The 15,618-nt window shown below is 31.4% G+C and carries 11 protein-coding genes; 8 read left to right on the forward strand and 3 right to left on the reverse strand.

The window, feature by feature from the left end:
• Positions 1–188 precede the first annotated feature (188 nt).
• Together Ccar_RS22500 and ytaF are read left to right on the forward strand one after the other, a co-directional pair.
• Entirely contained in the window at positions 189–1,589 is a 1,401-nt protein-coding gene (locus Ccar_RS22500) for an NAD(P)/FAD-dependent oxidoreductase (RefSeq protein ID WP_007063121.1), read from the forward strand.
• A 389-nt stretch (positions 1,590–1,978) separates the two neighbouring features.
• Positions 1,979–2,593, forward strand: a complete 615-nt coding sequence (ytaF, locus tag Ccar_RS22505; RefSeq protein WP_007063120.1) for a sporulation membrane protein YtaF — start codon at positions 1,979–1,981, stop codon at positions 2,591–2,593.
• 281 nt (positions 2,594–2,874) lie between these two features.
• Here ytaF and Ccar_RS22510 read toward each other — a convergent pair whose 3' ends face one another.
• Positions 2,875–4,716 carry an APC family permease gene (locus tag Ccar_RS22510; RefSeq protein WP_007062487.1) on the reverse strand — a complete coding sequence of 614 codons (1,842 nt, stop codon included), beginning with the start codon at positions 4,714–4,716 and terminating at the stop codon, positions 2,875–2,877.
• Between the two features lie 517 nt (positions 4,717–5,233).
• Between Ccar_RS22510 and Ccar_RS22515 the strand changes: the two genes are divergently transcribed.
• From Ccar_RS22515 to Ccar_RS22530, 4 genes are all read left to right on the forward strand, one after another.
• Entirely contained in the window at positions 5,234–5,512 is a 279-nt protein-coding gene (locus tag Ccar_RS22515; RefSeq protein ID WP_007062486.1) for a hypothetical protein, read from the forward strand.
• 472 nt (positions 5,513–5,984) lie between these two features.
• Positions 5,985–7,031, forward strand: coding sequence for a Fic family protein (locus tag Ccar_RS22520; RefSeq protein ID WP_007062485.1), 1,047 nt, complete (start codon positions 5,985–5,987; stop codon positions 7,029–7,031).
• Positions 7,032–7,263: 232 nt separating this feature from the next.
• Entirely contained in the window at positions 7,264–8,133 is an 870-nt protein-coding gene (locus Ccar_RS22525) for a tRNA 2-thiocytidine(32) synthetase TtcA (protein WP_007062484.1), read from the forward strand.
• A gap of 214 nt (positions 8,134–8,347) precedes the next feature.
• Positions 8,348–8,716 carry a four helix bundle protein gene (locus Ccar_RS22530; RefSeq protein ID WP_007062483.1) on the forward strand — a complete coding sequence of 123 codons (369 nt, stop codon included), beginning with the start codon at positions 8,348–8,350 and terminating at the stop codon, positions 8,714–8,716.
• A 187-nt stretch (positions 8,717–8,903) separates the two neighbouring features.
• Here Ccar_RS22530 and Ccar_RS22535 read toward each other — a convergent pair whose 3' ends face one another.
• Positions 8,904–9,164 carry a spore coat protein gene (locus Ccar_RS22535; RefSeq protein WP_007062482.1) on the reverse strand — a complete coding sequence of 87 codons (261 nt, stop codon included), beginning with the start codon at positions 9,162–9,164 and terminating at the stop codon, positions 8,904–8,906.
• A gap of 21 nt (positions 9,165–9,185) precedes the next feature.
• Positions 9,186–9,395, reverse strand: coding sequence for a hypothetical protein (locus Ccar_RS22540; protein WP_007062481.1), 210 nt, complete (start codon positions 9,393–9,395; stop codon positions 9,186–9,188).
• Between the two features lie 317 nt (positions 9,396–9,712).
• Between Ccar_RS22540 and Ccar_RS22545 the strand changes: the two genes are divergently transcribed.
• Together Ccar_RS22545 and Ccar_RS22550 are read left to right on the forward strand one after the other, a co-directional pair.
• On the forward strand, positions 9,713–10,768 hold the full coding sequence (locus Ccar_RS22545) for a cell wall-binding repeat-containing protein (RefSeq protein WP_007062480.1): 1,056 nt from the start codon (positions 9,713–9,715) through the stop codon (positions 10,766–10,768).
• A 677-nt stretch (positions 10,769–11,445) separates the two neighbouring features.
• On the forward strand, positions 11,446–15,591 hold the full coding sequence (locus tag Ccar_RS22550; protein ID WP_007062479.1) for a cell wall-binding repeat-containing protein: 4,146 nt from the start codon (positions 11,446–11,448) through the stop codon (positions 15,589–15,591).
• Positions 15,592–15,618 lie beyond the last annotated feature (27 nt).

Raw genomic sequence — 15,618 nt, forward strand, 5'->3', positions numbered from 1 at the left:
CTTTCATGCTTTTCTATATTAAATTTTCCTTCAAATAAATGTGTGAAAGATGTAAAATTAAAGATGATCCATTTGAAAAAAATATACATTGTTCGTTATGGTACGAACTAAATTGTTGACGAAAATATAATAATATTTTCTTTATTAAGGGAAAAATAATTAATGATTTTGTAATGGAGATGATTATTGTGAAGTATGATGTAATAATAGTAGGAGCTGGTCCATCAGGAATATTTACTGCATTGGAGCTAGTTAGACAAAAATCTAATAAGAAAGTTTTAATGGTTGAACAAGGAAGAAGTATAGATAAGAGATATTGTCCTAAAGAAAAAACAAAAAAATGCGTTTCATGCAAACCTTACTGTCATATAACAACTGGTTTTTCAGGAGCAGGTGCATTTTCAGATGGAAAGCTATCATTAAGCTATGAAGTTGGAGGAGATCTGCCAAGTTTAATAGGAACTGACAAAGCTCAAGAACTCATAGAATATACAGATAAAATTTATCTTGAATTTGGTGCAGACACAAAGGTAGAAGGACTAGAAAATACTGAAGCAGTTAAAGCAATTAGAATAAAAGCTATAGAAGCAGGACTTAAATTAGTAGATTGTCCTATAAGACATTTGGGAACAGAAAAGGCGCAGGAAATATATTTAAAAATACAAAAATATCTTTTAGATTCTGGAATAGAAATTAAGTTTGATACTGTAGTTGAAGATTTGATTATTGAAGATAGAATAGCAAAAGGTATAAAAATATCTGATTCACAAACTAAAACTAAAAAAGAAGACTTGTATGCTGATAAAGTAATAGTAGCAACAGGAAGAAAAGGAGCAGATTGGCTTAAAGATATGTGTATAAAACATGAAATAAATCATTCTGCTGGTACTGTAGATATAGGTGTTCGTGTTGAAATTAGAAATGAAGTTATGGAAAAGGTAAACAATGTTTTATATGAATCAAAGCTTATAGGATATCCAGCACCTTTTAAAAATAAAGTTAGAACCTTTTGCCAAAATCCTGGAGGCTTTGTAAGTCAGGAGAATTATGATAATAACTTGGCAATAGTCAATGGACATTCATATAAAGAAAGAAAATCTGATAACACTAATTTAGCTATATTGAGCTCACATAATTTTTCAGAGCCTTTTAATCAACCTATAGAGTATGGAAAAAAGGTAGCTGAGTTAGTTAATATGTTAGGCAATGGCAGAATACTAGTTCAAAGATATGGAGATATACTGGATGGAAAGAGAACCTGGCAGAAAGAATTAGACCAAACAAATATAAAGCATACTTTACCAGATGCTGTAGCTGGAGATTTAACTTCTGCTATTCCATACAGACCTATGATTAATATTTTAAACTTTATTAAAGCTATGAATATAGTTGTACCAGGTTTTGCAAGTGTTGAAACTTTATTATATGGTCCAGAAATAAAATTTTATAGCAACAAGATAAACTTAAATGACAAATTTGATACTAATATAAAAGGACTTCACTGCTTAGGAGACTCTAGTGGCTGGACTAGAGGATTAATGATGGCATCTATTATGGGAGTGCTTATGGGAAAAATGTTAGAGAGTTAATAAAGCAGCTTTTATGTATGTGAAATTTTGACTTAGTATAGGCACAATGCGATGCAACTTTTTTAGAGGACAGAGGACAGAGGACAATTGACAGAGGACAGTGAAGGATGATTTTTCTCCGCTTTGCTGCGAAAAATCTTTAATTAAGTTTTTGATGACTCGTTTTGCTAAAGCAAAACATTGCTGACTTATATAAATTTAAAGCTTGTTTTGATTTAGTAAAACAAGTTTTAAAATAAATTAGTTTTCCGACGTAAGGAGGAAAACTTACCTTCACTGTCCTCTGTCCTCTGTCAATTGTCCTCTGAAAAGTTTAATATATTTCTTCACAAATTCTATAAACTTTTCATATTATAGCAATGTACTAACTTATAGGAGGGTGCATTGCTATGCATTTGATATATACGATTTTTATTGCACTAGTAAACAACCTAGACAATATAAGTGTTAGAATTGCTTACAGTATTCGTGGAATAAAAATAACAACTCCAAAAAATTTATGGATTTCTGTGATTACTTTTTTTATATCTTCCATTGCTGCTTTTTCAGGAAATGCTGTGTCACAGGCATTTAATAATAAAGTGTCTTCTATATTAAGTATGACGATGCTTGTAATCATTGGTTTATGGATTATATTAGAACCTTACTTTAAAAAAGAAAATAAAGTTAAAGATAAAGAGAGTTCTATTCAAAATAGCAATATATATAATATTTTAAAAGAGCCGGAAACTGCAGATGCAGATAACTCTAAAGATATTGATTTTAAAGAAGCTACATTTCTTGGTATTGCACTATCCATTAATAATGTGGGTGGAAGCTTGAGTGCAGGTATGATTGGACTAAACTCCTTTTTCATAGGCTTTTTTTCTGCTGTAATAAGTTTTTTGGCATTGTGGGCTGGAAACTATATTACTGAGTTTTTTAATAAATGGAATTTAACTAAAAAGGCAAATATAATATCAGGAGTTATATTAATTTTGATAGGGATAAAACAGATATTGTAAGTAGAATTAGTAGAAGATAGAGGACAAAAGAGAGAGGACAGAGGACAATTGACAGAGGACAGTGAAGGAGGATTTTTCTCCGCTTTGCTGCGAAAAATCTTTAATTAAATTTTTAATGGCTTATTTCGCTAAAGCGAAATATTGCTGACTTATATAAATTCAAAGCCTGTTTTGCGTTAGCAAAACAGGCTTTAAAATAAATTAGTTTTCTGACGTAAGGAGGAAAACTCACCTTCATTGTCCTCTGTCCTCTGTCAATTGTCCTCTGAAAATATTAGCTTCTATTCTTCTTCAATTATATATGGCACAGTAACTATGGCTATATTTCTTTCCTTTAAAAGCATTCCTTTTATAAAAAGTGAAGTTTGATTGTGAAGTATATTACCCCACCATTTTGAAACAACAAATTGAGGTATAACTACAGTAACTGTATCATTAGGACCAGCAGCGTATTCTTCAGATTCGATAAATTTAACAAGTGGATGTATAACAGCTCTATAAGGGGACTCCCTAATAACAAGAGGTATACCTATATTATATTCCTCCCATTTTTTTATAAGTTTTTCTGTTGCTTCTTTATTTACGGATATGTGAAAAACTATAATATTATTAGAAATAGTTCTTGCATAATTTAGTGCTTTGAGAAAAGATTTATTTAGGGTATCAATAGGCACTATAGCATATCTTTTCTGTTCTTCAAAATTAATTACCTTTGGTCTTTGATTGATGTCCAATTTAAGCTGAGTTGCTACAGCAGTATAATGTTTCTTTATTCTTGTCATAATAAATACGAGAAAAGGAATCAAAATAAATATAATCCAGGCTCCAAGATGAAATTTAGTTATGCCTATTATTAGAACAGTTGCAAAAGTTACTAGAGCACCTAAACCATTAATAAAAGCCTTATGTCTCCAGTAAGGAGATTTTTGCTTTATCCATCTACAAAACATTCCTGTTTGAGAAAGAGTAAAGGAAATAAAAACTCCTACAGCATACAGTGGAATCAATAAGTGAGTTTCAGCGTGAAAAACTATGACAAGAATGCATGCCATTGAGCATAAGAATATTATTCCATTAGAAAAACTTAATCTATGTCCCCTTTTTGAAAATTGTCTTGGAGCAAAACCATCCTTTGATATTAAGGCTAATAAAAGTGGAAAACCTGCAAAAGCTGTATTTGCAGCCATAATTAATATTATTGCTGTAGTACATTGAATAATATAATACATAAAGCTGTGACCGAAAATTTGAGTGGCAATTTGTGATATAAGAGTATTTGATGAATTAGGTACTGCATGATAAAGTGTAGTCAAATAAGAAAGTCCTCCGAATATAAACAATACAACAATGCCTAAAAGCATTAAAACTATTTTTGCATTTTTTTGAGAAGGCTCCTTAAAACTAGGTATCCCATTACTAACAGCTTCTATACCTGTTAGTGCAGTACAGCCTGATGCAAAAGCTCTTAAAAACAGAATAATGGATATATCGGAAGTAGCCTTTGGTATTGGATATAGAGCTTGAGAAGAAGCGCCAAAAAAGTGAACCTTCACTATTCCTGTAACTATCATAAATCCTACGGAGAGAATAAATAAGTAAGTTGGAATTCCGAATAATCTTGAAGATTCCTTTACACCTCTTAAATTGCCTAAGGTCATGAAAATAATCAAAGCTACCGTTATAGGAACCTTGTATTTTAAAAGAGAAGGTACAGCAGATGTTATTGCAGCAGTTCCAGCACAAGTGCTTACTGCTACAGTTAAGGTATAATCTATAGAAAGTGCTGAGCCAGCAATGAGACCAGGAATAGTTCCTAAATTATCCTTTGCTACAATATATGAACCGCCGCCATTAGGATAGGTATCTATGGTTTGTCTATAAGAAAAGACCAGTAAAAACATTAAAAAGACAATACATAAGGCAGCATAAAACATATACTTGTAAGAAGCTAGTCCTACAACACCTATTAAAATCCACAGGATTTCTTCTCCTGCATAAGCTACAGAAGATATTGCATCACTAGAAAGTATGGGAAGTCCCCAAAAGATGTTATACTTTTCATTCTTTAAATCATCACTTTTTAAATTGCGACCAAGTATGAAGTTTACAAATTTAGATTCCATATCTTTTACCTCCCAAATATTTCACCATATACCAATGATGAAATGATTATACATCAACTAACAATTTATGTATAACCTTAATTATGTTGTTATAGAACTGAATTTAACTTAATTTTCAAAATTTTTAGGGAAAAATTTTGGTTTTTGCACGTTTAATTGAGGTAGGACACGCATGATTTCTGATCAAAGCTTAAGTTAGTGGTATAGGCATAATGCAAAGCATTTTTTGAGAGGACAGAGGACAATTGACAGAGGACAGTGAAGGAGGATTTTTCTCCGCTTTGCTACGAAAAATCTTTAATTAAATTCTTGATGACTCGTTTCGCTAAAAGCGAAACATTGCTGATTTATATAATTTAAAGATTCTTTTGCGTTAGCAAAAAATCAACATTCATTGTCCTCTGTCCTCTGTCAATTGTCCTCTGAAAAAATATTGCTTTGCAATATTTTTTCGTGGTTTACAATTTGCATTAAATGTGTAAAATTAAATATAGTAATTCAAAACGGAGGAAATGAAATGCTAAAAATATGGGGTAAGATTATAAAAAATAATAAAATTGTAATAGATGATGTAGTAACATCGGATATTGAGGGAAGCTATCAAGAAAATTTAAAGGTATGCATTACAGAATTATGTAATAAATTCGATATTTCCAAGCCTTATTGGCTGCCTGTAAATTTGGAGCAATATAATAAGATGAGTAAAACAAGCTTTAATCAAGATAACTTTATAGAAGAAATAGATTTTGATAAATTTATGATAGTTGAATTAGAAGATGAGGATAAACAAACATAGTCATTTAGATACCAAATGACTATGTTTATTGTAATTTAATATAGTCATAATGTAATAAACATATTCATTTAGATACTAAATGAATATGTTTATTTGATTTTGGGTATGTTTATGATAATATTAATTATAGGCACAACTTTTCAGAGGACAGAGGACAATTGACAGAGGACAGTGAAGGAGGATTTTTCTCCGCTTTGCTGCAAAAAATCTTTAATTAAATTTTGATGACTCGTTTCGCTAAGGCGAAACATTGCTGACTAATATAAATCTAAAGATTATTTTGCTTTAGCAAAACAATCTTTAAAAATAAATTAGTTTTCTGACATAAGGAGGAAAACTTACCTTCATTGTCCTCTGTCCTTTGTCAAATGTCCTCTCAAAAAAAGGTTGCTTCGCAATATTTTTAAACTGCGAAAGTTAGAATATAGGTAATTTATTTGCTATAAAAACATTTAGGTGGTGTATATATAAAATGATGTTTTTTGAAAATAATAGATTATATGATATAGCAGTACCTATGAAAATAGTTAGGCTTTTATCAGTTATAAATGAATATAAAGGAAAACAAGATTTGTATAAACAGCAATCTCCTCAGATATTAGAAACGTTAAATGAAGTTTCCATTATACAAAGTGCAGAATCTTCTAATAGGATTGAAGGAATATACACATCAGAGAAAAGATTAAAAGAAATATTACACAACAAAGTTACCCCTAAGAATAGAAGTGAAGGTGAGATTGCAGGTTATAGAGATGTTTTGGATACTATTCATAGTTCATGGGAAGGAGTACCTGTAAGCAGCAATGTCATTTTGCAGCTACATAGAGATTTATATAAATTTTCTCCAGGTAAAGGAGGAGTTTTTAAAAGTCAAGATAATGTCATTGAAGAAGTATTGCCTGATGGAAGAAGATTTATAAGATTTAATCCTGTAAAGGCATTTTATACTCCTAATTATGTAGAAAATTTATGTAGATATTATAATGAGGAGATAAAGAAAGAAGAAATAGAACCCTTAATATTAATAGGAGCTTTTATATTGGATTTTCTGTGTATACATCCATTTAATGATGGGAATGGAAGGATGGCTAGATTATTAACTTTATTATTGCTTTATAAAAGTGGTTTTGAAGTTGGAAAGTTTGTAAGTTTGGAGAAAATAATAGAAGATAGTAAAGAGTCTTATTATGAAACTTTAAATAAATCATCAATGTTGTGGCATGAAGGAAAGCATGATTTGTTTATATGGGTTGAATATTTATTGGGTACTTTATTAGCTGCTTATAGAGAATTTGAAAATAGAGTAGGAATTGTTAGTAATAAAAGAGGAAACAAAAGCGAAAGAATTGAAAAATCTATAGAAAAATTTTTAGGTAATTTTACTAAGGAAGATATAAGAAATGCCTGTCCAGAAGTAGGAGAATCAACTATAAATAGAGTATTAGAAAAACTTAAGCAAGAAGGTAAAATCCAGTCCATAGGTAAGGGGAGAAATGCTAAATGGAAAAGGCTTAAATAGTATAGATTTACTTGTGTATGGCTCAACCGTTCGCATATACAAAATTTTAACTTAATATAATAAGCACAATACAATGCGACACAACTTTTTCAGAGGACAGAGGACAATTGTCCTCTGAAAAGTTACTTGGGAATATTTTTAAACTGCGAAATTTGACTTATATGATAAGTAAAAAACACAAGGCCTCAAAAAAGTGTTATAATGTTTTGGTGAAAAAAGTGAGGTGCATATAATGAGTGATATAGCAGGAAGTGGCTGTGATATATTGGTTCCTTTTAATGAAAGGAAACCTTTAGAAGAAATAGAACGTAGTATTACTAAAACATATAAGAAGAAGATATGGTCAAAATTTGTAAAGGCAATAAAGAATTATAAATTAGTAGAAGAAGGAGATAAGATTGCAGTAGCTATCTCTGGAGGCAAGGACAGTATGTTAATGGCAAAACTGTTTCAAGAACTACACCGTCATAGACAGATGAATTTTCAGTTGGAATTTATTGCTATGGACCCAGGGTATCATAAGGATATTAAAAAGCTTCTAATTGATAACTGTGAATATTTAAATATACCAGTCCAAATTTTTGAATCAGGGATTTTTGAAGTAGCAGATAAAATAGCTCAAAAATACCCTTGTTATATGTGTGCGAGAATGCGTAGGGGTGCACTATACACAAAGGCTAAGGAATTAGGCTGTAATAAGCTTGCACTTGGTCATCATTTTAATGATGTTATAGAGACAACACTGCTTAATGTGTTGTATTCAGGAAACTTTAAGACCATGCTGCCAAAGCTTAAATCAACTAATTTTGAAGGAATAGAATTAATAAGACCTCTTTATTATATAGAAGAAGAAAATATTCAACGTTTCATTCAGAAAAGTGGAATCTGGCCTTTAAATTGTGCTTGTATGGTTTCAGCAGGAAAAATAGGTAATAAGCGATATGAAATTAAGGACTTGATTAAAGAATTAAAGAAAAACTTTCCTCAAGTTGATAAATCTATTTTCAAGTCAGCAGAAAATGTAAATATGGATTCTATTTTAGGATGGCAGAAAAATGGAGAAGACCACTCCTATTTGGAATTTTATAATGAGGAAGAGTAATTAATAGTTTTGGACTTGATATAAGCATAATGCGAAGCACTTTTTAGAGGACAATTGACAGAGGACAAAGGACATTGAAGGAGGATTTTTCTCCGCTGCGCTGCGAAAAATCTTTAATTTATAAATATAGAGTTCACATTTTTTAAAAACTGAATAAATTTATATGAATAAGTCTAATATCTTAGATAAGTTGATAAATTTAGGAGGTTAAAGATTGAAAGAAAACTTAACTTATAAAAAAGCCTTTGTTTTTGCAAAAGAAATTGTTAACTTATATAAATATTTAGCTGAAGAAAAGAAAGAATACATTATTTCAAAACAGGTTCTTAGATCAGGAATAAGTATAGGAGCTAACGTAAAAGAAGGAGTAGAAGCTCAAAGTAAAAGAGATTTTTTAAATAAGATGAATATAGCTCTTAAAGAAGCATCTGAAACAGAGTATTGGTTAGAACTTTTAATTGATACTAAATATATTGATGCTAACGCATCAGAGAAATTGATTATAAAATGTAAAGAACTAAATAAGATATTAAATTCTATTGTTAAAACCACAAAGAAAAATTTAAAAATCATAGAGGATTGACAATTGACACAGCCTAACGGCTTGCGACAAAGTCGCCTAGTTATGAAAAATAATTAAAGCTTTTCCGTAGTGTAACGGAGGAAAAGCAACCATCACTGTCCTCTGTCAATTGTCCTCTGTCCTCTAAAAAAATGCTTTGCATTATACTTAAATTGCAAAAATTGAGGTATTAACTCTCAATTAATACCTATTTGAGCGTACCCGACACTTGGTTGCATTCGTTTTTAAGCTGCTGAACTTCATTGTCAGGAGCGTCTTTTGTAGGATACCATCCCTTCTGTCTCATAGCATCAAAAACTTTATATTGAACTTCCTGAGCATTTTTAAAATTATCCACTAGAGTATTTCTAAGATTCATACAAGAAGATTCTGTTATTCCAGTGCTATAAGCTGATATAACTTGCTTTTCAGTAGCAAGAAGATCTTGAGCCATTTCTTTATCATTCATAAAATAATTCCTCCTATGTTTTTATTGATGAGAATCTAAATAACATTTTAGACTATCAAAATTTCTTTTATGGACTTGACTGGCGTCAGTGCACAAAGTTTTTAGTGACTGATCTGTACACTGTCCAGAGTATTCGTTAAATTTTTTGTTCATTAAAGCTTCATATCCAATCTGATCTTTAAGAACTTTTAAGTTGTTAGCTTCAATTTGTTTGTTACCACTAGTATTCATAAAGTCTTACCTCCTAAAAATTAAAAGTTTAAATCTTTTACAAATTATAGTATTAACTTATAATTTTAAAATATATGTGGAAAATTAAGGCTGAAAGTAAGTATTTAATAAGAGTACCCCTCCAAAATATAGATGACTTACGTAAATATATATAAAAAGTGTTATTGTACAAGGTAAAAGAACACTTAATTCCAATTTATTTCATAAAAATTGACAAAATGCCTGTCAAATTTATGTATAGTATTATATAATAAAAAATAGGTATAAATTTTATGAAGCAATGTACGATTATCATTAACAGTAGGAGGAATGATTTAATGATTAGAGGAAAAAAGTTTTTAAGTTCTATGCTTACAGCATTAGTTATAACAGTAACTTTAAGTGCAGTAAGTGTACAAGCTGCTGCAACAGTAAGTAGAACTGATGGTGGTTCAGGTGGAAGAATAGGAACAGCTAATAAAGTTGCTGCAGACTTATTTGGTAAAGCCAAAAATGTAATATTGGTAAATGGATATGGTTATCCAGATGCAGTAAGTGCTACACCACTTGCAAAGCTTTTAGGCGCTCCTATACTTTTAACAGCAGGAGGAGATACTTTAGAATCAGAAGTAGCTGCAACTATACAGAATCTTGGAGCTACTAACATATATATAGTAGGTGGAAAGGGTGTAGTATCAACCTCTATAGAAAAGACATTGAAAAATAAGTATACAGTAGAGCGTATAGCTGGAGTTAATGATACAACAAGAATGGGAACTAATGCAGAGGTTGCAAAAAAAGTTTTAAGTTTAAGTGGACAAAAATCGGCAGTTCTTGTTAATGGACAAGATGGTTATGCAGATGCATTATCTGTAGCTTCTATTGCAGCGCAAAAAGGGTATCCAGTATTATTTGGTACTTCTCAAATGATATATTCTACAGTCAAAGATGTAATAACTTCTAATGGATTAAGCATTCTTGCTGTAGGAGGAGAAGGAGTATTACCTCAATCAGTAGTAGATACAGTATCAGGTAAAAAAATAACTAATAATGCAACTGATAGATTTGCTACAAATTTAGCTGTTTTAGATTACTTTAAAAATAATGGCGGATTGGACTTTGGCACAGTTTATATAGCAGCAGGCGGTGCAACTAATGATCAATTTGCAGATGCTTTAGTTGCTTCAGCAGCAGCATCAAAAACTGGTTCGCCACTAGTACTTACTGGTGTAGGTGCAAGTGAAACACAGGCACAAGCAGCTCAAAATTATATAAACGTAAATGCAACTGATAGCTCAAAACTTATAATAATAGGAGGAACAGCTTCAGTTTCACAAGAAATTCAATCAAGCTTATCTACTGGAGATGCTCTTAAAATAATAGAAATTGAATAGATAGGGTTTTTTAACTTAATTTGTGTAAAAAGGCTGTTTTGCAGTTTTTTTACACAAATTAAGAAGGAGAATAAACTTTTATGTAGAATATGTACTAAGGCGTGTTTATGGCTCAATAGACAATACCAGAAGATGTATTGCTAAATGTAGTTAAAGATGTTAATTAAAAAAAATTAAAAAAATTTGAAACACTTTTTATTGTAACTGCGTCTAATATTATGTTCTATGAATATAACATCTAAATGTGAAAAAAGTTAAATAATTACATTCAAAATACATTTATTTGCCAACATTAAAACTGTAGAAAAATTTAAAAAATTAATGTATAATTAAGCCATAGTTAATTTTCCTATAAAATAAATTATTTACTCTACAATGATAAAAATTAAAGAAAATGCATTATGTAGAAATGTAAGAAAAAATATGATATAATGAAGAGTGAATTTTGGAAGATGTAACTAATACATAATATAAAATGAATAAATGATTAAATTAATCAAAAACACTGGAATATACAGGATTAATATGGTATAATAGTTTCTGTTTTAAAATGCTATCAAATTTTCCAATATAAAATAAGAAAGTTTGAAGCTTTAAAAAAGTATATATTTAAAAATATATATATATATTAAAGAATTTTAATTAAAATTCACTTAAATCGAGGAGGGTATTACAATATGAGTAAAAAAAGTACAAAGGCACTTGCAAGTGCTACACTTATGTCCTTAGTTTTGACTACAGCTCTATCAGCTGGTCCAGTTCAAGCTGCACAAGGAAAGGTAACAAGAACAAGTGGAACTGACAGATATGCAACAGCAGCTTCAGTTGCTAAAGAAAATTGGAAAGATGGAAGCCAAGATGTAGTATTAGTATCTGGTGAAGGCTATGCAGATGCAGTAAGTGCTTCAGCATTAGCTAAAAAATTAAATGCACCTATACTTTTAACATCAAAGGATGCATTAAGTTCTGATACTCAAGATGCATTGAATCAATTAAAACCTAAGAATGTGTATGTAGTAGGTGGAGAAGGTTCAATTTCAACTGCAGTAAGAGATGAATTAAAGAAAAATAATTATAGCCTTGTAGAATTAGGCGGATCTAACAGATACGAAACTAATGCAAAGGTTGCTCAAAAATTAGTTGACTTAGGTGTAAAAGCTGATGAAGTTATCATGGTAGGTGGAGAAGGTTTCTCAGATGCACTATCAGTAGCTCCAGTAGCAGCAGCTAAAGGACAAATTCTTTTATTAGGATTAAACAATGCTGATTACATGAAATCAGTTGTAGATTTTGTTAAAAACAATAACTCAAAAGTTACAGTAGTTGGAACTGAAAATGTTATAAATAGTTCTATCTACAATCAAGTTAACGCTACTAGCAGAGTAAATGGTGGATCTGACAGATTTGATACTAACTTAAAAGTATTATCTTCATTCAAAGATACACTTAAAATGGACAAATTATATGTTGCATCAGCTCAAGAAAACTCAAGAGATGATGGATATGCAGACGCTTTAGTTGCTTCAGCATTAGCTGGAAAAGTAGCAGCACCATTAGTATTAACTGACAAAGATGGTTCAACTGCAACAAGCAATGCTATAAAATATATCAAAGACAATGCTACAACTAAAACTGACTTAAATGTTATTGGTGGAACAGGCGTTGTTTCTCAAAACGTTGAAGATCAAATAAACAAAGCTGTTAGCCCTGATAATCCTGTTACTGATGCAACAGTTAAATCAGTAGAAGTAGTAAGCTTAAATCAAATCAAAGTTAGCTTCAATACAAAAATTGATACAGATTCAGCTGAAGATGTAACAAACTACAAAATAGACGGAACTCAATTAACACAAACTAAAGCTGATGGATCAGATCCTTCAGTAGCAGTAGATGAAAACAGTGCAGTAGCTAAATCAACAGATGATGATACAGCTGTATTGATAACACTTGCTAAACCAAGAAAACAATCAGACAGTGTAACATTTACAGTTAAGAAAGCTGTTTTAGATGCAGATAAGAATAATACAGTAGCTTCAACAGATCAACCATTAACATTCAAAGATACTGAAAATCCTACATTAAAGAATGTAAATGTAGAAGGAAATAGCCAATTAACAGTTGAATTCTCAGAAGCTGTTAACATGAAGACTTTAGACTCATTAAAAGATAAGTTTAAAATAGATGGTAAGAGCATAAGCAATTACGGAATAAATTCAACATATTCTGAATTAAAAGACCACATAACAGTATCAAGCTCAATAGCAACACCTGCAACTTGGGCAAACAAAGTTATGTTCTACTTTGATTCACAACTTGAACCAGGAAACCATACATTAACTATTTCAACTGGAGATGGTAATACTACTGGTAATGTTGGAACATTAAGTGATGCTGGTGGATTTAGTTTCCAAGAACAAGACAAGGCATTTACTGTAGATACTATGAGTACAGCACCAGTACCTACAAAAGTAGAAGAAACTAAGAGTGGTGAAATTCACATCACATTTGATAGATCAATGGATGTACAAACAGTTAAAAATACAGGAAACTATAAAGTAAATGGTAAATCTTTAGCTGATATTAATGGTGCATACATCAAAACTGATAATGATGACAAATTAATAAAATTAAAACATGTTAGTGATGGAACAATAAAAACTGGAGCAAACACACTTGATATAAGTGATGATGTTAAGGATGCTTTTGGAAATACTGTTCCTAAGGATACTAGAAAGAGCTTCGACGATGTTAAGGATGAAACTAAACCTACAGTTAGCAAAATTGAAGTAATAGATAGTGAAACTGTCCGTGTAAAATTCAGCAAAGATGTTGATTATCAATATGCTCACAACTTATCAAACTACACATTAAAAGATGATAAGGGAATAGATATAACTAGCCATATCAAAGGTGTATACAGTACTGTAGGAGAATCCGATACTGGAAATACAGATACTTATAACATTAAATTGTGGAAATTCAAAGCTACAATGGAACAAGCTAAAGGAATTGCAGTACAACCTGGAGATGAAAGCGAAGATTGGAGATTAACATCCAATAAATATAACTTAACAATAAAGAACATCAGAGATACAGCATCTACTCCAAATGTAATGGAAGACTATGCTTATACTATAAATGATGCAGCAGATACTATAGCTCCTAAGGGAACTGGAATCTATGCTAAGATGAGAGGAACTGGAGACAAGGATAAAGTAGTTGTTTACTTCAGTGAATCTATGGATGCATCAACTCTTACAAACAAAGATAACTATCAGTTTATAAATGGAGAAGGAGATAGCAAATCATTACCAGCAGATACTAATATCACAACTGGTGGAGATAACAAATCTGCTATACTTGAATTCCCATCAAGCTACCATGTAAAGACAGGTGGTAAGATAACTACTGGAACTACAAACGATGTATCAGCAGTTACTGTATTTAATGTTAAGGATACATCAGGAAATAAATTAGACGGAACAGCATACAACAACGATAACAGAATCGATGAAGCAAAAGCAGGTGCTACAGTTAAGGATAATACAATAAGAACATTCTATGATACAGACGATGCTGGTGACTTAAAGATCGCTGTTCAATTTACAAGAGCAATAAGCTCAATTACTGATTCAGATGTTACATTTGGTGGAGTAGTACCAAGCAGTCACTCTTTAAGTGGTGATACAGTAACATTTAAATTTGATAAGAACCAAAAAGCTACTGCTGCTGATTTAGCTAAAGCTGCTGCAGCAAATCCAGGTTCAAGCATAGTTAAAGCTGATGGTATACACTATGCTAATGGCTTAGTAAATAAAACTCCAACTAAGATTGAGCTTGTAAAAGCACAAGGAAATGGCTTGAAATTTGATGTAACTGCTACTTCTACTAATACATCAGATGAAACAGGAGCTAAATTGTGCGTAGGCGAAGATGGAGCTAAATTAACACTTACTGATAGCCAAGCTAAAGTATACAACAACGATGCTCGTCCAAGAACTACTTGCTACGATGACGATACAGCAGATTTCTGGACAGCAACAAAAGATAATAATGGTGGAAAAGTATATGTTACATTTGATACTCCACTTGACAATAGTAATACTGATGCAGACAGCTTTGTATTCATGGGACTTAACGGAACACAAATTAAAGCTGACAGTGCAACAATCAGCGGAAACACTGTTATATTCAACTTCAAGAATGATAAAAACTACGCAACAGCATTTAGTGGTAGCTTAGATATACATGCTCAATCTACAGCAGGATTTATGGCTCAAAGAGATGTTAATGGCGAAAAATCTGTATACAAAGCATCTTCTGATGATACAGATACTAAGACTATCAGCGTAACTGACAATACTACTACACAACAAGCAACAATTGAACAAGCTGGAACAGCAATAGTTGGAAAAACAGTAGTAGTTGCATCATTAGCAACAGGATTAGATCCTGCTCAATATGATATAACAGTAAATGGAACAAAATTAACTTATAGTGCTACATCAGGAAAATACACTGCAACAATTGACGGAACTTTCACTGTAGCAGATTTACAAGCTAAAACTGTAGTAACTAAAATAGAAACACCAACTCCAGGTACAATGCCAGCAGCAACAGTTGAACAAGCTGGAACAGCAATAGTTGGAAAAACAGTAGCAGTTGTATCATTACCAGCAGGTACTGATTGCACTAAATACGTTGTAACAGTAAACGGAACAGCATTAACTTATAATGCTACATCAGGAAAGTTCACTGGAACAGTTGATGGAACTTTCACTATAGCAGATTTACAAGCTAAAACTGTAGTATCAGCAAAATAGTTTGTTAAAATTAAATAGATAAGGGGT

Origin of the sequence: Clostridium carboxidivorans P7 (assembly GCF_001038625.1) — a bacterium.
In the GTDB taxonomy this organism is placed as follows: domain Bacteria; phylum Bacillota; class Clostridia; order Clostridiales; family Clostridiaceae; genus Clostridium_AM; species Clostridium_AM carboxidivorans.